This window comes from Nocardioides psychrotolerans (assembly GCF_943371775.1).
Classification (GTDB): domain Bacteria; phylum Actinomycetota; class Actinomycetes; order Propionibacteriales; family Nocardioidaceae; genus Nocardioides; species Nocardioides psychrotolerans_A.
Window position 1 is genome coordinate 31,793 of sequence record NZ_CALRWD010000009.1, and the last position, 20,671, is coordinate 52,463.

Annotated in this window: 21 protein-coding genes; 18 read left to right on the forward strand and 3 right to left on the reverse strand. The window is 72.1% G+C overall.

Features of this window, described 5'->3' with window-relative positions:
• Window positions 1-84 precede the first annotated feature (84 nt).
• The 9 genes from AAG827_RS04450 to AAG827_RS04490 are packed head-to-tail and all read left to right on the forward strand — an operon-like array spanning window position 85 to window position 7,989.
• Window positions 85-1,776, forward strand: a complete 1,692-nt coding sequence (locus AAG827_RS04450; RefSeq protein ID WP_341924612.1) for an alpha/beta fold hydrolase — start codon at window positions 85-87, stop codon at window positions 1,774-1,776.
• Complete coding sequence (gene phaZ / locus AAG827_RS04455) at window positions 1,766-2,614, forward strand: poly(3-hydroxyalkanoate) depolymerase (protein WP_341924613.1); 849 nt, start codon at window positions 1,766-1,768, stop codon at window positions 2,612-2,614. The genes AAG827_RS04450 and phaZ overlap by 11 nt, the downstream gene beginning before the upstream one ends.
• Window positions 2,611-3,819: an acyl-CoA dehydrogenase family protein gene (locus AAG827_RS04460; RefSeq protein WP_341924614.1), complete on the forward strand. Its 1,209-nt coding sequence runs from the start codon at window positions 2,611-2,613 to the stop codon at window positions 3,817-3,819. The genes phaZ and AAG827_RS04460 overlap by 4 nt, the downstream gene beginning before the upstream one ends.
• Window positions 3,819-5,024 (forward strand): cysteine desulfurase-like protein, encoded by a 1,206-nt coding sequence (locus AAG827_RS04465; RefSeq protein WP_341924615.1) that lies wholly within the window; start codon window positions 3,819-3,821, stop codon window positions 5,022-5,024. The genes AAG827_RS04460 and AAG827_RS04465 overlap by 1 nt, the downstream gene beginning before the upstream one ends.
• Window positions 5,025-5,028: 4 nt before the next feature.
• Window positions 5,029-5,808, forward strand: a complete 780-nt coding sequence (locus tag AAG827_RS04470) for an exodeoxyribonuclease III (RefSeq protein ID WP_341924616.1) — start codon at window positions 5,029-5,031, stop codon at window positions 5,806-5,808.
• Between the two features lie 38 nt (window positions 5,809-5,846).
• Complete coding sequence (locus AAG827_RS04475) at window positions 5,847-6,077, forward strand: hypothetical protein (protein WP_341924617.1); 231 nt, start codon at window positions 5,847-5,849, stop codon at window positions 6,075-6,077.
• Window positions 6,074-6,409 (forward strand): type II toxin-antitoxin system PemK/MazF family toxin, encoded by a 336-nt coding sequence (locus tag AAG827_RS04480; RefSeq protein WP_341924618.1) that lies wholly within the window; start codon window positions 6,074-6,076, stop codon window positions 6,407-6,409. The genes AAG827_RS04475 and AAG827_RS04480 overlap by 4 nt, the downstream gene beginning before the upstream one ends.
• 55 nt (window positions 6,410-6,464) lie before the next feature.
• Complete coding sequence (locus AAG827_RS04485; RefSeq protein ID WP_341924619.1) at window positions 6,465-7,553, forward strand: DNA recombination protein RmuC; 1,089 nt, start codon at window positions 6,465-6,467, stop codon at window positions 7,551-7,553.
• A 10-nt stretch (window positions 7,554-7,563) separates the two neighbouring features.
• Complete coding sequence (locus AAG827_RS04490) at window positions 7,564-7,989, forward strand: DUF6542 domain-containing protein (RefSeq protein WP_341924620.1); 426 nt, start codon at window positions 7,564-7,566, stop codon at window positions 7,987-7,989.
• On the opposite strand, the gene AAG827_RS04495 is transcribed toward AAG827_RS04490, so the two are convergent.
• Window positions 7,949-8,569, reverse strand: a complete 621-nt coding sequence (locus AAG827_RS04495; protein ID WP_341924621.1) for an L-threonylcarbamoyladenylate synthase — start codon at window positions 8,567-8,569, stop codon at window positions 7,949-7,951. The two genes, AAG827_RS04490 and AAG827_RS04495, sit on opposite strands and share 41 nt — an antisense overlap.
• A 219-nt stretch (window positions 8,570-8,788) precedes the next feature.
• Between AAG827_RS04495 and AAG827_RS04500 the strand changes: the two genes are divergently transcribed.
• From AAG827_RS04500 to AAG827_RS04520, 5 genes are read left to right on the forward strand one after another with little or no spacing between them, the layout of a single operon-like run.
• Window positions 8,789-10,729 (forward strand): cellulose biosynthesis cyclic di-GMP-binding regulatory protein BcsB, encoded by a 1,941-nt coding sequence (locus AAG827_RS04500; protein ID WP_341924623.1) that lies wholly within the window; start codon window positions 8,789-8,791, stop codon window positions 10,727-10,729.
• Between the two features lie 3 nt (window positions 10,730-10,732).
• Window positions 10,733-12,409 carry a hypothetical protein gene (locus AAG827_RS04505; RefSeq protein ID WP_341924624.1) on the forward strand — a complete coding sequence of 559 codons (1,677 nt, stop codon included), beginning with the start codon at window positions 10,733-10,735 and terminating at the stop codon, window positions 12,407-12,409.
• On the forward strand, window positions 12,406-14,355 hold the full coding sequence (locus tag AAG827_RS04510) for a glycosyltransferase (RefSeq protein WP_341924625.1): 1,950 nt from the start codon (window positions 12,406-12,408) through the stop codon (window positions 14,353-14,355). The genes AAG827_RS04505 and AAG827_RS04510 overlap by 4 nt, the downstream gene beginning before the upstream one ends.
• Complete coding sequence (locus tag AAG827_RS04515) at window positions 14,348-15,409, forward strand: glycosyltransferase family 2 protein (RefSeq protein ID WP_341924627.1); 1,062 nt, start codon at window positions 14,348-14,350, stop codon at window positions 15,407-15,409. Before AAG827_RS04510 ends, AAG827_RS04515 begins: the two co-directional genes overlap by 8 nt.
• Window positions 15,406-15,825, forward strand: a complete 420-nt coding sequence (locus AAG827_RS04520; protein ID WP_341924628.1) for a GtrA family protein — start codon at window positions 15,406-15,408, stop codon at window positions 15,823-15,825. The genes AAG827_RS04515 and AAG827_RS04520 overlap by 4 nt, the downstream gene beginning before the upstream one ends.
• On the opposite strand, the gene AAG827_RS04525 is transcribed toward AAG827_RS04520, so the two are convergent.
• Entirely contained in the window at window positions 15,803-16,804 is a 1,002-nt protein-coding gene (locus tag AAG827_RS04525; protein WP_341924629.1) for a 4-hydroxy-3-methylbut-2-enyl diphosphate reductase, read from the reverse strand. The two genes, AAG827_RS04520 and AAG827_RS04525, sit on opposite strands and share 23 nt — an antisense overlap.
• Before the next feature lie 63 nt (window positions 16,805-16,867).
• Between AAG827_RS04525 and xseA the strand changes: the two genes are divergently transcribed.
• On the forward strand, window positions 16,868-18,139 hold the full coding sequence (xseA, locus tag AAG827_RS04530) for an exodeoxyribonuclease VII large subunit (RefSeq protein ID WP_341924630.1): 1,272 nt from the start codon (window positions 16,868-16,870) through the stop codon (window positions 18,137-18,139).
• Window positions 18,136-18,336, forward strand: a complete 201-nt coding sequence (locus AAG827_RS04535; RefSeq protein ID WP_341924631.1) for an exodeoxyribonuclease VII small subunit — start codon at window positions 18,136-18,138, stop codon at window positions 18,334-18,336. Before xseA ends, AAG827_RS04535 begins: the two co-directional genes overlap by 4 nt.
• 75 nt (window positions 18,337-18,411) lie before the next feature.
• On the opposite strand, the gene AAG827_RS04540 is transcribed toward AAG827_RS04535, so the two are convergent.
• Complete coding sequence (locus tag AAG827_RS04540; RefSeq protein WP_341924632.1) at window positions 18,412-18,978, reverse strand: DUF4245 family protein; 567 nt, start codon at window positions 18,976-18,978, stop codon at window positions 18,412-18,414.
• Window positions 18,979-19,012: 34 nt separating this feature from the next.
• On the opposite strand from AAG827_RS04540, the gene AAG827_RS04545 reads away from it, so the two are divergent.
• Window positions 19,013-20,251 (forward strand): SLC13 family permease, encoded by a 1,239-nt coding sequence (locus AAG827_RS04545; RefSeq protein WP_341924634.1) that lies wholly within the window; start codon window positions 19,013-19,015, stop codon window positions 20,249-20,251.
• Window positions 20,252-20,275: 24 nt separating this feature from the next.
• Complete coding sequence (locus tag AAG827_RS04550) at window positions 20,276-20,671, forward strand: helix-turn-helix domain-containing protein (protein WP_341924635.1); 396 nt, start codon at window positions 20,276-20,278, stop codon at window positions 20,669-20,671.

Consider the following 20,671-nt stretch of genomic DNA (forward strand, 5'->3'; position numbering starts at 1 on the left):
TGGCGATCTTGGTGGCGCCCGTCACACTCGGGTGATCGCCCGCGACGGCCGTCGCGGGCGGGTCGACGCCGCTCGGAGGCACCCATGACCGACACGACCACCCATCACGAGGACGACCTGGGCACCCCGCTCGACCTGCTCCTCGCCGATGCCAGCCGCGGCCCGGTCCGCCGCTTCCTGCCCGGCATGTCCGGCGTGAAGTTCGCCGCCGGCCTGGCCCGCCACCCGCGCGCCGTGGCGGGTCGCACCGCCGGCCTGACCGCCGAGCTGGCCCGTGTGCAGGTCGGCCGCTCGGAGATCGCGCCGCACCCCAAGGACCGTCGCTTCAGCGACGAGGCCTGGGCCAAGAACCCGTTCCTGCGGCGCACGCTGCAGTCCTACCTCGCGACCGGCGAGGCCGTGCGCGGCCTGGTCGACGACGCCGGGCTGGGCCACGGCGACGAGCAGCGCATGGGCTTCATCGTCGACAACCTCGTCGAGGCCTCCTCCCCCAGCAACAGCCCCGTGCTCAACCCCAAGGTCCTCAAGCGGATCATCGACACCGGCGGCGGCAACCTGGTGGCGGGCGGGCGGCGCTTCGTGCGCGACTTCGCCACAGCACCCCGGGTCCCGTCGATGGTCGAGCCCGACGCCTTCGAGGTCGGCGAGGACCTCGCGGTGACGCCGGGCCAGGTCGTGCTGCGCACCGACGTCTTCGAGCTCATCCAATACGCCCCGCAGACGCCCAAGGTCCGCTCGGTCCCGCTCCTGATCGTGCCGCCGACGATCAACAAGTACTACGTCATCGACCTCGCCGAGCAGCGCAGCCTGGTCGAGCACCTCGTCCAGGACGGCCAGCAGGTCTACTGCATCTCCTGGCGCAACCCCGACGCCCGGCACGCCGACTGGGGGCTCGACACCTACGGCGAGGCGATCCTCGAGGCCATGACCACGGCCCAGGACATCGCCCGTCAGGACCAGGTCGCCGTGCTCGGCATCTGCTCGGGCGGCATGCTCGCCTCGATGGTCATGGCGCACCTGGCGGCGACCGACGACCTCGACCGCGTCGCGGCGTTCAGCCTCGCCGTCACGGTCCTCGACCAGCACGACGCCGGCCTGCCCAGCGCCCTGCTCTCGCACAAGGGCGCGGCCGCGTCCACGAAGGCGTCGCGCGACAAGGGCTACCTCGACGGGCGGGCGCTGGCGGAGATCTTCGCGTGGCTGCGGCCCAACGACCTGATCTGGAACTACTGGGTCAACAACTACCTGATGGGCCACGCCCCCAAGGCCTTCGACATCCTCTACTGGAACGCCGACCCCGTGCGCATGACCGCCGGGATGCACCGCGACTTCATGGACCTCGCGCTGCGCAACGCCCTGACCGAGGCCGGCGGCGCCACCTTGCTCGGCACCCCGATCGACCTGGGCGACATCGACGTCGACTCCTACGTCGTGGCCGGCATCGCCGACCACCTGTGCAAGTGGGAGTCCTGCTACCGCACCACCCAGCTCTTCGGCGGCGACTCCCGCTTCGTGCTCTCGACCAGCGGCCACATCGCCGCGATGGTCAACCCGCCGGGCAACGAGAAGGCCAGCTTCCAGACCTCCGACTCCAACCCCGAGAGCGCCGCGGAGTGGCTCGACGGGGCCCGCAAGGTCAAGGGCACCTGGTGGGACGACTACGCCGCCTGGCTGGCCGCCCGCACGGGCCCGGAGCGGGGCAAGCCGCGCCGGGTCGGATCCGCGAAGTTCGAGCCGCTGTGCGACGCTCCGGGGACCTATGTCCATGACCGCTGAGCTGCCCCTGGCCGCGCCCGACACCGTGCGCACGATCGCCGTGCGCGGCCTTGCGGCCCGCGTGTCCGTGCGCCCCGGCGTGGGCCGCTTCGTCCACGAGCCGCCGCTGCTGCTGTGCAACGGCATCGGGGTCTCGCTCGAGGTGCTGCAGCCCCTCGTCGACGCGCTCGACCCCGAGCGCGGCGTCGTACGGTTCGACGTCCCCGGGGTCGGCGGCAGCGCCCTGCCGCCGACGCCCTATCCGATCGCCGGACTGGCCTCCTGGGTCGCGGCCCTCATGACCAAGCTCGGGCACCGCGACTTCGACGTGCTCGGCCTCTCGTGGGGCGGCGGGCTGGCGCAGCAGCTGGCGGTCCAGTCCCGCAAGCGCGTACGCCGCGTGGTGCTGGTCGCGACCGGCACCGGCTTCCTGATGGTCCCGGCCCACCCCTCGGTGCTGGCCAAGATGGCCACCCCCCGGCGTCACCGCGACCCGGCCTACGCGCGCCGCATCGCCGCCGACATCTACGGCGGCACGATGCGCACCGACCCCGAGAAGGGCGCGAAGCTGCTGCACGCCGTCACGCGGTCGGGCCCCAAGCGGGGCTACTACTACCAGCTGGCCGCCATGACCGGCTGGAGCTCGCTGCCCTTCCTCGGGCTGATCCGTCAGCCCACGCTGGTGATGGGCGGCACCGACGACCCGATCATCCCGGCGGCCAACCCGCGCCTGCAGGCGCGACTGATCCCGCACGCCCGACTGCACCTCTACGACGGTGGCCACCTCGGCATCGTCACCGAGGCCGACGAGCTCGCTCCCGTGGTGGAGCAGTTCCTGGACGAGGAGACCCCCTCATGACCGACACCACAGGCTTTGAGGACCGCGACCTCGAGGACTCGCCTTTCTCCGACTTCCTCGGCTTCGAGCTGCTCCTCGACGACCAGGACCGCGAGCTGCTCAGCAGCGTCCGTGCGTTCATGACGCGCGAGGTCGAGCCGGTCATCAACGAGCACTGGACGCGCGGGGACTTCCCCCACGACCTGGTGAAGGGGTTGGCCGACCTCGGCATCGCCGGCCTGGCCTACGACGGACCCGGCTGCCCGGCACGCGGTGCGCTGGTCGACGGCATGGTCGCGATGGAGCTCAGCCGGATCGACCCGTCGATCGGCACGTTCATGGGCGTGCACGGCGGGCTGGCGATGGGCTCGATCCAGCTCTGCGGCTCCGACGAGCAGCGCGAGCGCTGGCTGCCGGCGATGGCGCGGATGGAGCTGATCGGCGCCTTCGGCCTGACCGAGCCCGACGTCGGCTCCGCGATCTCGCAGGGTCTCGCGACCAGCGCCCGCCGCGACGGCGACGGCTGGGTGCTCAACGGCGAGAAGAAGTGGATCGGCAACGCCTCCTTCGCCGACCTCGTCGTCATCTGGGCGCGTGACGAGGACGACGGGGAGGTCAAGGGCTTCGTCGTCGAGAAGGGCACCGAGGGGATGACCTTCGACGTGCAGCGGGACAAGATCGCGCTGCGCGTCGTGCAGAACGCCGAGATCCACCTCCGTGACGTGCACGTGCCCGAGGCCAACCGGCTCCAGGAGGCCACCGGCTTCGCGAGCACCGCCAACGTCCTGCGCGTGACGCGCATGGGCGTCGCCTGGCAGGCGGCCGGGTGCGCCCGCGGGGCCTACGAGCACGCCCTGCGCTACACCAAGTCGCGCGAGCAGTTCGGCCGGCCGATCGCCTCCTTCCAGCTGGTGCAGGACCTGCTGGTCAAGATGCTCTCCAACGTCACGGCCGCCACCGCGATGAACGTGCGCGCCTCCCAGCTCCAGGACGCCGGGCTGCTGCGCGACGAGCACGCCTCGCTCTGCAAGGTGCACAGCACCGTGCGGATGCGCGAGACCGTCGGCTGGGCCCGCGAGGTCCTCGGCGGCAACGGCATCCTGCTCGAGCACCACGTCGGGCGCTTCGTCGCCGACGCGGAGGCGATCTACTCCTACGAGGGCACCCGCGAGATGAACACCCTCATCGTCGGACGCGCGATCACCGGCGAGAGCGCCTTCGTCTGATGGCTCGGCTGGACGTCGGTCGCATCCGCTCCCACTTCCCCGCGCTGGATGCGGGCGTGGCGCACTTCGACGGCCCCGGTGGCTCGCAGGTGCCGCTGGTCGTCGCGCAGGCGGTCGCCGACGCGATGACGTCGGGGATGTGCCAGCGCGGCACGCTGACCGCGACCGAACGACGTACGGACTCGGTCACGCTCGCCGCCCGCCAGGCGATCGCCGACCTCGTCGGCGGCGACCCGGGCGGGGTCGTCTTCGGCCGCTCGATGACCCAGCTGACGATGGACCTCGCGCGCACCCTGGCCCAGGGCTGGGGCCCCGGCGACGAGGTGGTCGTGACGCGGCTCGACCACGACTCCGACATCCGGCCGTGGGTGATCGCGGCCGAGCGGGCCGGGGCGACCGTGCGCTGGCTGGGCTTCGACACGGTCACGACCGAGCTCGACGACGTCACGCCGCTGCTGTCCGAGCGCACGCGCGTGGTGGCCCTGACCGGCGCCTCCAACCTCTTCGGCACCCGGCCCGACGTCGCCGCGGTGGCGGCCGCAGCCCACGCGGTCGGCGCACTCGTCTTCGTCGACGCGGTCCACCTGACGCCCCACGCGCCGATCGACCTGGCGTCGCTCGGTGCCGACGTCCTGGTCTGCTCCCCCTACAAGTTCTTCGGGCCGCACCTGGGCGCCCTCGTCGCCTCCCCCACCCTGCTCGAGGGGCTCCGTCCCGACAAGCTGCTGCCGTCGAGCGACGCCGTGCCCGAGCGCTTCGAGCTCGGCACGCTGCCCTACGAGCTGCTCGCCGGCGTCACCGCCGCGGTCGACTTCATCGCCGAGCTGCTGCCGTCGTCGCAGCCCGGGGGCTCCCGACGCGAGCGGGTCCTCACCTCGATGGCCGCGCTCGAGGCCCACGAACACGTCCTGCTGCGCCACCTGCTCGACGGGCTGGCCGGGATCGAGGCGGTGACCGTCCACGGCCGACCCGCCCGTCGTACGCCGACGGTGCTGTTCACCGTCGCCGGCCACTCCGCCCGCGCGGTGCACGAGCACCTCGGTGCGTTGTCGGTCAACGCCCCGGCCAGCCACTTCTACGCCCTCGAGGCCTCGCGGCACGCGGGGCTCGGCGACGGGGGCGGCGTGCGCGTGGGGCTCGCGGCCTACACGACCCAGGACGAGGTGGACCGGCTGCTCGACGGGGTGCGTGCACTCCTAGGCTGAGCGGATGCGCCTGGCCACCTGGAACGTCAACTCCCTGCGCTCGCGCATCGACCGCGTCGAGGCCTTCCTCGAGCGTCACGACGTCGACGTGCTGGCGCTGCAGGAGACCAAGGCGCGCGAGGACCAGCTGCCGCTCATGGGCCTGCAGTCCCTGGGCTACGAGATCGCGGCGGCCGGCTACCACCAGTGGAACGGTGTCGCGATCATCAGCCGCGTCGGGCTCGACGACGTGCAGGTCGGCTTCCCCGAGATGCCCGGCTTCGGCGACCCGCTGACCGCGGAGGCGCGCGCGATCGGCGCGACCTGCGGCGGCGTGCGGGTGTGGTCGCTCTACGTGCCCAACGGACGCAAGGTCGACGACCCCCACTACGTCTACAAGCTCGACTGGCTCGCCCGGCTGCGCGAGGCGGCGCTCGACTGGCGCGAGGGCCCGACCGCGCTCGTCGGCGACTGGAACATCGCGCCCCGCGACGAGGACGTCTTCGACATCGCGCAGTTCCGCACGTCCACCCACGTGACGCCGCCCGAGCGCGCGGCCTTCCAGGCCTTCCTCGACGACGGGTACGTCGACGTCGTGCGGCCGCACACGCCCGGCCCGGACGTCTACACCTACTGGGACTACTACCGCCAGCGCTACGAGCGCAACCGCGGGCTGCGCATCGACTTCGTGCTCGGCTCCGCGCCGTTCGCCGGCCGCGTGACGGGCGCCTTCATCGATCGCGAGGAGCGTGCCGGCACCGGCGCCTCCGACCACGCGCCGGTCGTGGTGGACCTGGCTGACTGACGCGGCGAGCCCGGGCCGGGGCGGCGTATACTTTTCGTATGACCATGACGACGATCAAGGTCTCGGCCGAGACGCGTGACCGGCTCAAGGCGCAGGCTGCGGCGTCCCGCGTGAGCCTGGGCGAGCACCTGTCCCGCCTGGCGGACGCGGCAGACCGCGGGCTGCGGTTCGAGGCGATGCGCCGAGCCATCGACGCGACGCCGGCCGACGTGCTGGCGACCTACACCGCCGAGACCGATGAGTGGCTCGACGCCGATCTCGGTGCATGACGCGGCTGCGGCAGGGCACCGTCGTCTGGGCCTGGCTCGACCCGAGCGTCGGGCGCGAGCAGACCGGTCGACGGCCGGTGGTCGTGGTCTCCTCCGACGGCTACCTCGACGTCGTCACGACGCTGGCGGTCGTCGTGCCCGTCTCCCGCACTGATCGTGGCTGGCCGAACCATGTCCCCCTCCGTGGTGTGAGCGTCCCGCCGGACTGCTTCGCCATGACGGAGCAGCCGAGGACGATCAGCCGCGACCGCCTCGGGGAGCAGCTGGGCTACGTGGACGCACCTTGCCTCGCGGAGATCAAGGTCTGGCTCGCCGCGTTCCTCGACCTCTGAGCGGCCCCGCGCGACGTCCCCGGCACTGTCGGTGGTCGCGTCCATGCTGGTGGTCATGACCGTCACCACGCTCGCCGCGCTGCTGCTCTGCCTCGCCGTCGGGGCCCTCGTGGGTTACCTCGCCGGGCTGCTCCGCGGCCGCGACCACTCGTCCCGCGACGAACGAGCGGGCGCCGCGCTCGACCAGCGCGCCGCGGACCAGGCGGTGGTGAAGGAGGGGCTCGACCGGCTGCAGGACCAGATGCGCGACCTCGAGCACAACCGGGTCGCGTGGCAGAGCCAGCTGCACGAGCAGGTGCTCGACATGCGTCACGCCAACGACTCGCTGCGCCGGGAGACCCAGTCGTTGTCGACCGCGCTGCGCAAGCCGCAGGTGCGGGGGCGCTGGGGCGAGCTGCACCTGCGACGCGCCGTCGAGCTCGCGGGGCTCGTCGACCGGTGCGACTTCTCCGAGCAGGTGCGCCTCGACGACGGCGCCCGACGGCCCGACCTGGTGATCCACCTGGTCGGCGAGCGACAGCTGGTGATCGACGCCAAGGTGCCGCTCGACGCCTACCTCGACGCCACCTCCAGCGACGACGACGACGACGTGCGCGCCGGCCACCTGGCCCGCCATGCCCGCCAGGTGCGGACCCACGTCGACCAGCTCGCCGCCAAGGCCTACTGGCGCTCGCTCGAGGTGAGCCCGGAGTTCGTGGTGCTCTTCATGCCCGCCGAGTCGTTCCTCGCGGCCGCCCTGGAGGCCGACGGTGACCTGATCGACTACGCCGCGACCAAGCAGGTCGTGCTGGCCACCCCGACGACGCTGATCGCGCTGCTGCGCACGGTCGCCCACGGCTGGAGCCACGAGGCCCTCGCCGACCAGGCGCGCGAGATCCACCGCCTCGGGCGCGACCTCCACTCCCGCCTCGGCACGCTCGGCACGCACGTCGACCAGCTCGGCCGCTCGCTCAACGCCGCCGTCGGTCACTACAACCAGACGGTCGGGTCGTTGGAGTCGCGGGTGCTGGTGGCGGCGCGCCGGTTCAGCGACCTGTCGGTCACCGACGACGACCTGGCGACGCCGCGCGCGGTCGAGCTGCGGGCGGTCTCCCGGCGCGTCGCCCCCGGCGAGTCGGACGAGGACCATACGGTGGCCCTGTGATCGAGGCATCATGACGCACGCCCGGACCCTCTGGGAGGAGGGGCGCGAGCCAGGCCGACAGGTCGTCGCGCTCGGGGTCGCTGCTGCCCTCACCGTGGTGGTGGTCGACCTGCTGCTGGGCGGTCACATCAGCTTCTTCTTCGACCTCTGCTTCGTCGCCCTCTGCGTGGCGCTCGCCCTGACCGTGCGCCCCTCGGACTTCTTCACCGTCGGCGTCCTGCCGCCGCTGCTGATGATCGGGGTCTTCGTGCTGGTCGGCATCAGCCGCCCGTCGGTCATCGGCCACCCCGAGGACGGCGCGGTCCAGGCGGTCATCACCGGCCTGTCCGAGCACAGCCTCGCGCTGGTCGCGGGCTACGTCCTGTGCCTGGCCACCCTCTACGTCCGCCAGCGGGTCATGCGAAACGGTCGGGGTCTCCTGCACCACGACGCGTGACCTCGGGGGCGCCCGAGGACCAGTCGACGACCGTGGTCGGCTCGGCCGGGGTGTCGCCGGCCTCGATGACCAGGTCGACCTCGTGGTCGAGCTCCTCCTTGACCTCCCAGCCCAACGTGCGCGGCTCGGTCTCCCCCGGCAGGATCAGCGAGCTCGACAGCAGCGGCTCGCCGAGCACCTCGAGCAGCGCCTGGACGAAGGTGTGGTCGGGGATGCGCACGCCGACGGTCTTCTTCTTGGGGTGCATCAGCCGCTTCGGGACCTCCGGCATCGCCGGGAGGATGAACGTGTAGGGCCCCGGCGTCGCGGCGCGGATCGCCCGGAAGGCCGAGTTGTCGACGTGGACCATCTGCCCGAGCTGGGAGAAGTCCTTGCAGATGAGCGTGAAGTGGTGCCGGTCGTCGAGCCCCCGGATGCGCAGGATCCGGTCCCGGCCGTCCCGGTTGCCGATGCGGGAGCCCAAGGCGTAGCCGGAGTCGGTCGGGTAGGCGATCAGCGCGTCGTTGCGCAGCTCCTCCGCGACCATCTCGAGCAGCCGCGGCTGCGGGTTGTCCGGGTGGATGTCCACGAACCTGGCCATCGGCCCTCCTGCTTCCGTTGCGAAGACCGGTCGCGTCGACCCGTCGCTCCGATGGTCTCAGCCCAGGCGGACGGCCTGCCGACCGGCTGGCGCCCCAGGCATTCATTAATACGATGATTTCATCAATTCGGGGTATGCGCCCCCTCCTCAGCCTTACTCTCCCCGCGGGGAGCAGGACCGAACGCGCAGCCGCGCGGACGTCCTTGCTCGGGGGGAACGATGAGAGCGACGCTGATCGTGGCTGTCCTGGCCACGTGCCTGTCCACCAGCCTGGGCGTGGTGCTGCCGGTCACTGCGGCGAGCGCCGACGAGCTGAGCCTGCCGCAGGTGCTGGGCACGCAGGGCACGGCGCCCAACACCATCTCGCTGCCGGTGCCCGCCGGGGTCGTCCCGACCGCGATCCACGCCCGCCTCGGCGTCGAGGGCGCACCGGACGGGTCCGTGCGCGTCGCGGTCGCCGGGCGGACCCGTGTCGTCGTCGCGGCCCGGGCCAGCCAGGCCCTGTCGCTGCCGGTCTCGCGTGCCGACATCGGTCCGGACGGCACGATCTCGGTCGGGACGCAGTACGTCGAGCCGCGCGCGAGCGGCTGCCGGGTCAGCCAGGACCCCGTGCTGACGCGGCTCAGTGGGATCACGTTGGTCTTCGACGGCTCCGAGCGTGCCCCCACCTCCGTCGCCGCATTCCTGCCCGCGACCGCCTCGCGCATCGATGTCGTCGTGCCCGACGACGCATCGCCGGCCGTGCTCGAGGCCGGACTGACGGCCGTGCTGGCCCTGAGCAACCGCTACCCCGCGCCGACGCCCGTCGTGCTCACCCCGGAGAGCAGCCAGGTCCCGGACACCGGCGCCGGACAGCGGATCATCCGCATCGACCCCGGCCGCGAGGCGGAGACCACCTCGACGGTCTCCACGTGGCGGGGGCTCCCGGCCCTGATCATCGCGGGGTCCGGGCCCGGACTCGTCGACGCAACCCGCGCGCTGGACTCGGACGCACTGGCCCTGGGTGACGCGCCCCGCGTCACGACCCTCGCCCTCTCCCAACCCGACCACGACCTCGACACGCGACTCTCCCTGGCGGACCTGGGCAGCGAGACGCTCCGGCTGTCCGGGTGGGGACGGTCCAGTGCCTACGTCGGCATCCCGCAGGACTCCTTCGGCGGCCCGGTCGACTCGCTCGAGCTGGACCTGGTCGGCATGCACACCGCGGTCCGCGACGCGCACGCCCAGGTCGAGGTCTTCCTCAACGACCGCCTCGTCGGCTCGACCGTCCTCGACGAGGAGACCGGCTTCAGCATGCACGTGGAAGCGCCGGCCAGCATGATGCGGGCCGAGAACGCCCTGGAGGTGACCCTCACCGCCGCCCCCGACGACGGACGGTGCGGGACGACCGCGACCCAGGCACCGGTGCTGCTCGACATCGACGCTGCCCGGTCGGTCGTCGCCGCCACGCGCGGGACCGGCGCCCTGAGCGGTTTCGATCTCTTTCCCCAGGTCTTCGGCGGCGAGGTCGCCGTGGCCGTCCGCCCGACCTCGACCCAGCCCCTCGGTGACGCCCAGGACGCCGCGGTGCTCCTCGCCGCCCTGCAACGCGTCGCGAGCCACCTCCTCACCATCCGCCTGGTCACCCCCGACGAGCTCCTCACCGGCACCGACTCCGGCCTTCTCGTGGGCGCCACCTACGACGACTCCGCCGCGCTGCGGGCCCCGCTGCGCCTCTCGGGCATGCGGTTGGTCGATCTCGCGGCGGAGACCTTCTCCTTCGCCGCCGACAGCCCCTATGCAGCGCTCGAGGCCGTGCACGAGGGCGGCCGGGACGTGCTGCTGCTCGGTGAGTGGTATCCCGAGGCCACCCTCAGCCGGGCCGACCTCACCGACCGGGCGGTGCAGAGCGTGGCGAGCTCGGGCTGGCGCGACCTCCATGCGGACCTGTTGATCGCCACACCGGACCGCGAGCCCTTCCGGCTCTCGACCGACTCCGTCATCCCCCAGGCCGACCGTCTCGACGAGCAGCGCTCCCTGATCTGGTGGTTCGGGATCGGGACCGGCGTGGTGCTCGTCGTGCTGCTCCTCCAGCTCGGGCTCGCCAGTCGCCGCAACCGCGCCATCCGCGACCTGGTGCGGGCCCAGGAGAGCGACGACGACCCTGGACTGGACGACTGATCCATGGCCCTCCAGACGTCCGCGCCGCTCGCCGACCCGGCACCCGTGCGCGCGACGTCGTACGCCGCGCGCCTGCAGGCCGACCCCCGCGGACGACGAGTCCCTGGCAGCCTGCCCGTCTTCGCGTTCGCGGTCCTGGTCGGGACCGCAGCATCGATCTACACCGTGAGGTCCGGCACCAACCTCGACTACGGCGACGCGATGGCCCACCTGACGATCGCGCGCCGGGTCGTGGACAACAAGGCGCCGGGGCTGGCCCAGCTGGGCACCGTGTGGCTGCCGCTGCCCCACCTGCTGCTCATGCCGCTGGTCCAGGACATGTGGCTCTTCCGCACCGGCGTCGCCGGCTGCATCGTGAGCACCCTGTGCCTCGGGGCGTCGGCCACCGCGCTGTGGCGCACGACGGCCCGCCTCGAGCTCGACGTGCTCGCGCGCCTGGTCGCCCTGCTGGTGCTCCTGGCCAACCTGAGCCTGCTCTACGTCTCGACGACCGCCCTGACCGAGCCGGTGCTCATCGCCGCGATGCTCGGCACCATCGCCGGGGTGGCGGGCTGGTGCCGCAGCCACCGACAGCTCAGCGGAGGGGAGCTCGCCGTCTTCGCCGGGATCCCTGCTGCCGCTGGGGTCCTGACACGCTACGAGGCGTGGCCGCTGGTCATCAGCGCGCTGGTCGTCGTGGTCGTGGCCAGCCGGCGGCGAGGCAGCTCGTGGCGACGGTCCGGTCGCTACGGACTCGCTCTGGCTGCCCCATCGATGCTCGCAGCGAGCTGGTGGCTGGCCTACAACACGGCCGTCTACGGCACACCGGTGGAGTTCCTCACCGGGCAGTACTCCGCGGCCGCCTTCACCCAGGTCTACCTCGACAACGGGCTCCTGGCCACCAAGGGCAACGCCGGGCTGTCCTTTGCGGTCCTCGGTTGGGCGTTGCTGGAGACCGCCGGCCTGGTCGCGCTCGTCGCCGCCGGCATCGGGCTGCTCCTGATGACCTGGCACTGGGGGCTCGAGGACCGAGCACTGATCGTCTGGATGGCCGCGAGCTCGACTGCGTTCCTGCTCTTCAGCCTGACGACCGGCCAGCACATCATGGTCAACGACAAGTCGCTGCCCACCGGGGCCTACAACAACCGCTACGTGCTCTCCGCGATCCCGTGGCTGGCCCTGCTGGCCGCCGTCGGTGTGCACCACGTCGTACGCCGTGCACCGCAGGTCCGCATGCTGCTCGCCGCCGTGCTCCTGGTCGCCGTGACGGCGCAGAACGTGTGGTGGCTCCAGGCGCCGACCGCGCACATGACCGTGATCGAGGAGGCGCACGACCAGCACGTGGCCTACACCCGGATCAAGGCGGCGGCGACCTGGCTGCGCACGCACTACGACGGTGGCGGGATCCTGATGGACCAGACTCCCGACAAGTCGTCGTTGGCCCCGGTCCTCGGCATCCGCATCGACGAGTTCTTCACCCGCGCCTCCGGACCTGTCTTCCAGGAGGCGATCGATGATCCCCACGCCCACGCCCGCTGGGTCTTCATGCACCGCCGTCAGGTCACCAGCAGCGCCACCGAGACCGGGCGCGACCTGGTGACCAGGGCCCTCGCCAAGGACCCGCAGTTCCACGCGCGCTACCGGCTCGTCTACGCCATCGCCGACATCGGCATCTACCGACGGCTGGAGGAGTGGCCGTGACCACGACCCGCGAGCCGGTCGCGTCCAACGCGGTCGCTGACGAGCGACCGATGCTGGTGAGACGAGGCGCCGTCACCGCCCAACAGCACGCCGCCGCCCGCCGCCGCCAGCTGCTCGAGGGGGGTGACCTGCACCAGTACCTGCTGATGGACGGCGCCCTCAGCAGGGCTGAGCTCTACGACCATCTCGCGCAGGAGTGGCGGATCCCCCACGTCGACCTGATCCGCGAGCCCTGCGACCCCGCCCTCCTGTCGCGGATGAGCCGACGCGTGGCCATGCGCGAGGGCTGGATCCCGTGGCGTCGCTCCGGCGACCTGGTGGTGCTGGCGACCACCGTGCGACCCACCGAGGCGGCAGCGGGCGTGGCACGCGAGCTCTTCGACGCCGGGCGCGTCGAGTTCCGCGCGACCACCCCGTGGGACCTGTGGAGCGCTCTCGAGGTGGGCCAACACGACCTGCTGCTCTACGAGTCGGCCGAGCGGCTCGCGACCGAGCGCCCGATGGCCTCCGCCCGTGCTGGGCTCACCGCCTGGCAGCGTCGCGTGCCGGTCGCCGTCGTGCTCGCGCTCGCGGCCGGTTTCGTGCTCGCCCCGCTCAGCACGCTCGTGCTGGTGCTCTCGCTGGCCAACACCCTCTTCCTCAGCAACATCGTCTTCAAGACCGTCGCGTCCTTCCTGGTCCCCACCCGTGCGCTGATCCGCTCCCGCCGCACGCTGGCGGAGATGAGGCAGCGGCAGCGCCGCGGCCTGCCACCGGTGTGGGTGCCGGTGGACAGCGATGCCCTCCTGCCGACGTACACGGTGCTGGTGCCTGCCTACAAGGAGGCCAACATCGTGGCCAAGCTGGTCCGCAACATCGGCGCCCTGGACTATCCCCCGGCCAAGCTCGACGTGATGCTCCTGCTCGAGGCGGACGACGAGGAGACGATCGCGGTCGCCCGCGCCATCGCGCTGCCGGAGCACGTGCGCGTGGTGATCGTGCCGCCGGGGTCGCCGCAGACCAAGCCGCGCGCCTGCAACTACGGCCTGGCGTTCGCCCGCGGCACCTACGCCGTCATCTACGACGCCGAGGACCGGCCCGACCCCCAGCAGCTGCGGATGGCCGTGGCGGCGTTCGCCCGCGACCGGCTGGAGCGCGCGCACGGGCTGAGCCACCGCCCCCCGCTGGCGGTCGTGCAGGCCTCGCTGCACTACTTCAACGCCGACTACAACGTCCTCACCCGGATGTTCGCGGTGGAGTACGCGCACTGGTTCGAGGCGATGCTCCCCGGGATGGACATGGCCCGGCTGCCGCTCCCGTTGGGCGGCACGTCCAACCACTTCGACGTCGCCTCGCTGCGACAGATGGGGGCCTGGGACCCCTACAACGTGACCGAGGACGCCGACGCCGGCCTGCGCGCCAACCTCCTGGGCTACCGCGTCGCGGTGATCGACTCCTCGACCGGGGAGGAGGCGTGCGCGCACGTCGGTGCATGGATCAAGCAACGCACGCGGTGGATCAAGGGCTACATGATCACTGCGGCCGTCAACACCCGCAGCCCGCTGCGCTTCGCGCGCGCCGTCGGCCCCCTCGGGGTCATCGGCATGCTGGGCCTGATCATGGCCACCCCCCTGGCCTTCCTGGCCTACCCTCTCGCGCTGGCACTGACCGTCGCGACCTACGTCGGGGTGCAGTTCATCGGTCTCACCCTGCCTCCGCTGCTCGTGCAGGTCAGCGTCCTCACCTTCGTCTTCGGCAACCTGGTGATGATCGTGTCCGCCGGCGTGGCTGCGACCTGGCGCTACAGCTGGCGGATCGGGGTGTTCGCGATCTTCAGTCCTCTTTATTGGCTTCTTCACAGCTTCGCCGCATGGCGCGCTCTGTACCAAGTGATCCGGGACCCACACCGGTGGGAGAAGACCCCCCACGGCATGACCGAGGACTACGAGAGCGATGCCCATGTCTGAGCGCCCCACCACCACCCCCGCGCGGCCCCAGCGACCGCTGATCACCTACGTCCTGCCGGTCTACGACGAGGAGGAGAACCTCGCGGCCTTCCACGACGTGCTGGAGCGCGCCACCCGCACACGGCCCGACCTGCGCTTCGAGTTCATCTACGTCGACGACGGCAGCCGTGACGACTCCCTGGGCCGGTTGCTCGCGCTGCGCGGCGCTGACCACCGCGTCAGCGTGCTCAGCTTCTCGCGCAACTACGGGCACCAGATCGCCGTCACGGCCGGTCTGGACGCCGCCGCGGACGCCGACGCGGTGATCGTCATGGACACCGACCTGCAGGACCCCCCGAGCGTGAGCATGGAGATGATCGAGCGCTGGGAGGCCGAGGCCGACGTGGTCTACGCCCAACGCCGCAGTCGGCGCGACTCGGCCTTCAAGCGCGGCACGGCCTACGCGTTCTACTGGGCCCTGGACCGGCTCGCCTCGGTGAAGATCCCCCGCAACGTCGGCGACTTCCGGTTGATGGACCGCGCCGTCGTCGCGGAGGTCTCGCGCTACCGCGAGCACGAGCGCTTCCTGCGCGGGATCGTGGCCGACGTCGGCTTCCGACAGGAGGCGCTGCTCTTCGACCGCGACGCACGACACGCGGGGCGCAGTCACTACCCGCTGCGCACGATGCTGCACTTCGCGGCCAACGGCATCCTCGGCTTCTCCACCGCGCCCCTGCGGTGGATCTCCAGGCTCGGCATCCTCATCTCCGGTGTCAGCGTGGCGCTCGCGTGCTACGTGCTCTACGTCCGCCTGTTCGTGCCCAGCCAGGCCGTGCCCGGATGGGCCTTCCTGGGCGTCGGCATGTTCCTCCTCAGCGGGCTGCAGCTGGTCATGATGGGCGTGATCGGCAGCTATCTGGGGCGGGTCTACGTCGAGACGCAGGACCGGCCCCTCTACTCGCTGGCGATGACCGCGCGCGGCACCCACGTGTCCACCCGCCGAGTCCCAGCGCCACGCGCGTCGGCGTCGCGCGAGCCGGTCGTCGATCCCGTGCTGGCCGAGGGTGGCGGGTGACCTCCCGGATCCAGCCCCGGTGGGTGGTCGTGGCGCGCTTCGCCACCGTCGGGCTCACCAACACCGCCATCGACGTGGCGCTGTTCATGCTGCTGCACGACAGCCTCGGGATCCTCGGCGCCAACCTCGTCTCCACCAGCGCCGGGATGGCCTTCAGCTTCATCGTCAACGGCCTGGTCACCTTCGGCAGCAGTCGCCTGACGATGCGTCACGCGGCGTTGTTCCTCGCCACCACGGGCGTGACGATGTGGGTCGTGCAACCCGTGCTGATCGGGCTGCTGGACGGCTCGCTCCCCGTCCTCGCCGCCAAGCTGCTGGCGCTCACGGTGAGCGTGGTGCTCAACTTCGCGGCCTACCGCTGGGTGGTCTGGCCGCCGTCGTACGACGACGCGGTCAGCTCCGCCCGGCAGCCTTGAGGTCGCGGCGCAGCTCCTTGGGCAGCGAGAAGATCAGCGACTCCTCGGCACTGTGGACCGCCTTGGCGTCGGGATAGCCGCGCTCGGCGAGGTAGGCCAGCACGCCGTCGACCAGGGCCTCGGGGACGCTGGCCCCGGAGGTCACGCTGACGTTGCGGACGCCCTCGAGCCAGGACTCGTCGATCTCGGAGGCGTCGTCGACGCGGTAGGACGCCTTGGCCCCGGCCTCGAGCGCGACCTCGACCAGGCGAACGGAGTTGGAGGAGTTGCCCGAGCCGACCACGATCAGGAGGTCGGCGTCGCGGGCGATCTCCTTGACGGCGAGCTGGCGGTTCTGCGTGGCGTAGCAGATGTCGTCGCTGGGCGGGTCGAGCAGCAGCGGGAAGCGCTCGCGGATCGCCGCGACCGTCTCGAGCGTCTCGTCGACCGAGAGCGTGGTCTGGCTGAGCCAGGCGACGCGGGCCGGGTCACGCACGACGATGCCCGGCACGTCGGCGGGGCTCTGCACGAGCTGGATGTGGTCGGGCGCCTCGCCCGCCGTGCCCTCGACCTCCTCGTGGCCCTCGTGGCCGATGAGGAGGATGTCGTAGTCGTCCTCGGCGAACCGCTTGGCCTCGTGGTGGACCTTGGTCACCAGCGGGCAGGTCGCGTCGATCGTCTTGAGCTCGCGCTCCTCGGCCTGGCGGTGCACCTCGGGGCTCACGCCGTGGGCCGAGAAGACGACCGTGGCGCCGGCCGGCACCTCCTCGATCTCCTCCACGAAGATCGCGCCGCGCGACTCCAGGTCGGCCACGACGTGCTTGTTGTGCACGATCTGCTTGCGCACATAGACCGGCGAGCCGTAGAGGTCGAGCGCCTTCTCCACCGTCACCACGGCCCGGTCGACGCCCGCGCAGTAGCCCCGCGGCGCGGCCAGCAGGACCGCTCGCTCCGCCTCGTCGGTGGGCAGGAGGCGCGGGGTGCCGAGGTCGGTGCTCATGGGGCCGAGTCTACGGGGGCCGGCGGCGGCGTCTCGCCGGCCGCGGTGTCCTAGGGTCACCGCATGGCCCTGGACACCTCACCCCAGTCGCCGGCGCCGGTGCGGCAGATCGCCAACGCGATCTCCGGCTGGGTCGACCGGTTGGGGGCCGTGTGGGTCGAGGGGCAGGTGGCGCAGGTGAGCCGGCGACCGGGCGTGGGCACGGTCTTCCTCACGCTGCGTGACTCGGTGGCCGACATCTCGGTGCCGGTCACCTGCTCGCGGGTGATGTACGACGGCCTCAACCCGCCGCTCGTCGAGGGCGCCAGTGTCGTGATCCACGCCAAGCCGTCCTACTACGCGACCCGCGGCACGATGTCGCTCTACGCCCGCGAGATCCGGATGGTCGGGCTGGGCGAGCTGCTAGCCCGTCTCGAGCAGCGGCGCCAGCTCCTCGCCGCCGAGGGTCTCTTCGACCAGGCCCGCAAGCGGCGGCTGCCGTTCCTGCCCGGCAAGGTCGGCCTGGTCACGGCGCCCAACTCGGCCGCCGAGCGCGACGTGCTCGAGAACGCACGCCGGCGCTGGCCGGCGGTGGCCTTCGAGGTCCGGCACGCCGCCATGCAGGGCACCCGGTCGGCCGCCGAGGTGATGGAGGCGCTCGACCGGCTCGACCGCGACCCGACCGTCGACGTGATCGTGATCGCCCGAGGTGGCGGAGCCGTCGAGGACCTCCTGCCGTTCTCCGACGAGGGCCTGATCCGCGCGGTCGCCAAGGCGCGCACCCCGGTCGTCTCCGCCATCGGCCACGAGCCCGACACCCCGCTGCTCGACCTGGTCGCCGACGTGCGCGCCTCCACGCCCACCGACGCCGCCAAGCTGGTCGTCCCCGACGTGCACCAGGAGCTGGCCGGCATCGGCCAGGCCCGGCTGCGCATGCGCCAGGCCGTGGGCGGTCGGATCCACCAGGAGCAGTCGCGCCTCGACCAGCTCCGCTCACGCCCGTCGATGGCCGATCCGCGCTCCCTGCTCGACGCGCGCGACGCCGAGCTCGTCGCCCTGCGTGAGCGGGCTCGCCGCACACTGCGCCACGCCCTCGACCGCGCCGCCGACGACATCGGCCACCACCGTGCGCGTGCCCGCGCCCTCTCGCCGCTGGCGACGCTCCAGCGCGGCTACGCCGTGCTCCAGGATGCCGACGGTCACGTCGTGACGTCGATCGACGGGCTCGCGACGAAGCAGCAGATCAGCATCCGCGTCGCCGACGGCCGCATCGCCGCCACCGTCGCCGCGACCACCCCCGATCCAGCCCCCGATCCAGCCCCCGCGTCCGCGCACGAGGAAGACGAGCCCGCATGACCGACGAGACCCCCTCCTACGAGGCCGCCCGCGACGAGCTGCTCGACGTCGTCCGCCGTCTGGAGACCGGCGGCACGACGCTCGAGGAGTCACTGGCGCTCTGGGAGCGCGGTGAGCAGCTCGCCACGGTCTGCCAGACCTGGCTCGACGGCGCGCGCGAGCGGCTCGACGCGGTCATCGAGGCCGACGACGCGTAGGCGTCCGGGGTCTCGACGACCGCTCGCTGCGCTCGCTGCTCGACCGCCGGAGCGCCCTGCTCGACCGCCGGAGCGTCAGGGCGTGAGCGGGTCCGTGGTGAGCAGCTCGATCAGCAGCGTGAGGTCGGCCTGGCTGGCCGACCCGTAGACCAGCAGCCGCTCCTCGCCGAGCTCGGCGGTGTAGGCGAGGTCGCCGCCCTCGTCGGAGTAGCCCTCCCAGGTCGTGGCGATCGGGCTGTCCACGGTGAGCGCGTCCTCCTCGGAGATGTTGTCCGGCTCCTCGTCGACGAAGGTCGCGAGCAGCTCGTCGAGCGCCTCGTCCTCCTGGCGCACGCCCACGAAGGTGCCCGCGTCGGTGAGGATCGACAGGCCGAAGGCCGGCCGCTCCCCCGGCACGATGGTCACGTTGGTCGCCTTCCAGCCGTCGGGCAGCGTGGGGGGATAGGCGATCTCGACGTCGGCGTCCTGGGCGAGCTGGACGGTCTCGAGGTAGTCGACGGCGTCGCGCTCGATCTCCTCGTCCTGGCTGGTCAGCGCGCGGAAGAGCACCCACGCCAGCACCGCAACGACGGTGATGACCAGCGCGGCCACCAGCCCGTCGACCGACCTGTTGTAACGCCCGGGCGTCCCGCTCTCGCTCACCGGACCAGTGTCACAGGTGCCGTACATTCGCCGCGTGCCGACCCTCGCCCACCTCGCGGCCGAGGCCGTCGCGGTCGGCGCCCTGCTGGCCCTGCTCGTCACCGCCTACCGGCACCCGACGGGTCGCACCGAGGCCCTCGTCGCGCTCGGCGCCGCAGCCACCGCACTCGCCACCGGGCTGGTCAGCCTCGACGAGGCCGGGCGGACCGTCCGCGAGCTCGCCCCGGTCGTGGCGTTCCTCGCCACGATCCTGGTCGTCTCCGACGTCTGTGCCCGCGCCGGCCTCTTCGCCGCCGCCGGCCAGCTGCTCCGCGCCGGCCCACGGCGCCTGTTCACGGTGGCCTTCCTCGTCGCCGCCGCGGTGACGGCCGTCCTGAGCCTCGACGCCACCGTCGTCCTGCTGACACCGGTGGTCGTCGGTGCCGCCGTCGCGATGGGCACGTCCCACCGGCCGGGCGCCTACGCGTGCCTGCGCATGGCCAACTCCGCGTCGCTGCTGCTGCCGGTCTCCAACCTCACCAACCTGCTCGCCCTGCCCCGCCTCGACCTGACGTTCACCGAGTTCGCGCTCACCATGGCGCCTGTCCTGGCGGTCGTGCTCCTGGTCGAGTACGTCGTGCTGCGCGTCGCCTTCCGGCGCGAGCTCGCCGCGACCCCCGCACCGCAGCAGGACCCCGGGCCCGTCCCCCTCCCCCTCGTCCCGGTGGTCGTCGTCGTGCTGATGCTCGCCGGCTTCGCCGTCACCTCCCCCCTCGGCATCGAGCCGTACGCCGTGTCCGCAGCAGCAGCGCTGGTCCTGGCGGTCTGGGGTCGGGCGAGGGGCCTGGCCGGCACCCGCGACGTGCTGCGCGCGGCACACCTGGGCTTCGCCGCCTTCGTGCTGGCGCTGGGGGTCGTGGTCGCCGCGATCTCGGAGGGCTTCCTCGGCGACCTGGTCGCGCAGGTGCTGCCGACCACCACCTCCCTGGCCGCGCTGGCACTCATCGCGCTCGTCGCCACCGTGCTGGCCAACCTCCTGACCAACCTGTCCGCGACGCTGCTCGTCGTACCCCTCCTGGCCCCGCTCGGCGACACCGCGATCCTCGCCGCGCTGCTCGGCCTCAACATCGGCGCCGGGCTGACCTACTCGGGCTCGCTGGCCAACCTGCTCTGGGCGCGCCACCTGGAGCGCCACGGCGACCGGCCGAGCCTCCGGGAGTTCCACCGGCTCTCGCTGGTCGCCACCCCGCTCAGCCTGACAGCCGCAGTTGCGGCCTTGTGGCTGGTCACCTGACCGCACATGCGGCATGATCTGCGCGTGAGCACCTACCGAGTTGCGGAGGCCGCCGAGATCCTCGGCGTCAGCGACGACACCCTGCGCCGCTGGGTCGAGGCCGGCAAGGTCGCGGCCGCCTCGGTCGACGGGCGCAGCACGATCGCCGGTGAGGACCTGGCCGCGCTGGCCGAGTCCCTCGCCGACGGCCGCGACCCCGACCCCGATCGGGCCTCCGCCGTGAGTGCCCGCAACCGGCTCACGGGCATCGTCGTCCGGGTCAAGAAGGACACCGTGATGGCCCAGGTCGACCTGATCTGCGGGCCCTACCGGGTCGTGTCGCTCATGAGTGCCGAGGCGGCCGACGAGCTCGGCCTCCGCCCCGGGGTGCGCGCCGTCGCCTCGGTCAAGTCCACCAACGTCGTCGTGGAGCGTCCCTGA

Excerpts from the sequence above, each read along its gene's own strand:
- AAG827_RS04490 (WP_341924620.1), top strand. The coding sequence starts at position 7,564 with ATGACGCACGCCCGGACCCTCTGGGAGGAGGGGCGCGAGCCAGGCCGA.
- AAG827_RS04460 (WP_341924614.1), top strand. The coding sequence starts at position 2,611 with ATGACCGACACCACAGGCTTTGAGGACCGCGACCTCGAGGACTCGCCT.
- AAG827_RS04480 (WP_341924618.1), top strand. The coding sequence starts at position 6,074 with ATGACGCGGCTGCGGCAGGGCACCGTCGTCTGGGCCTGGCTCGACCCG.
- phaZ (WP_341924613.1), top strand. The coding sequence starts at position 1,766 with ATGACCGCTGAGCTGCCCCTGGCCGCGCCCGACACCGTGCGCACGATC.
- AAG827_RS04535 (WP_341924631.1), top strand. The coding sequence starts at position 18,136 with ATGACCGACGAGACCCCCTCCTACGAGGCCGCCCGCGACGAGCTGCTC.
- AAG827_RS04505 (WP_341924624.1), top strand. The coding sequence starts at position 10,733 with ATGGCCCTCCAGACGTCCGCGCCGCTCGCCGACCCGGCACCCGTGCGC.
- AAG827_RS04475 (WP_341924617.1), top strand. The coding sequence starts at position 5,847 with ATGACCATGACGACGATCAAGGTCTCGGCCGAGACGCGTGACCGGCTC.
- AAG827_RS04500 (WP_341924623.1), top strand. The coding sequence starts at position 8,789 with ATGAGAGCGACGCTGATCGTGGCTGTCCTGGCCACGTGCCTGTCCACC.
- AAG827_RS04470 (WP_341924616.1), top strand. The coding sequence starts at position 5,029 with ATGCGCCTGGCCACCTGGAACGTCAACTCCCTGCGCTCGCGCATCGAC.
- AAG827_RS04495 (WP_341924621.1), bottom strand. The coding sequence starts at position 8,569 with ATGGCCAGGTTCGTGGACATCCACCCGGACAACCCGCAGCCGCGGCTG.
- AAG827_RS04485 (WP_341924619.1), top strand. The coding sequence starts at position 6,465 with ATGACCGTCACCACGCTCGCCGCGCTGCTGCTCTGCCTCGCCGTCGGG.
- AAG827_RS04515 (WP_341924627.1), top strand. The coding sequence starts at position 14,348 with ATGTCTGAGCGCCCCACCACCACCCCCGCGCGGCCCCAGCGACCGCTG.
- xseA (WP_341924630.1), top strand. The coding sequence starts at position 16,868 with ATGGCCCTGGACACCTCACCCCAGTCGCCGGCGCCGGTGCGGCAGATC.
- AAG827_RS04450 (WP_341924612.1), top strand. The coding sequence starts at position 85 with ATGACCGACACGACCACCCATCACGAGGACGACCTGGGCACCCCGCTC.
- AAG827_RS04525 (WP_341924629.1), bottom strand. The coding sequence starts at position 16,804 with ATGAGCACCGACCTCGGCACCCCGCGCCTCCTGCCCACCGACGAGGCG.
- AAG827_RS04465 (WP_341924615.1), top strand. The coding sequence starts at position 3,819 with ATGGCTCGGCTGGACGTCGGTCGCATCCGCTCCCACTTCCCCGCGCTG.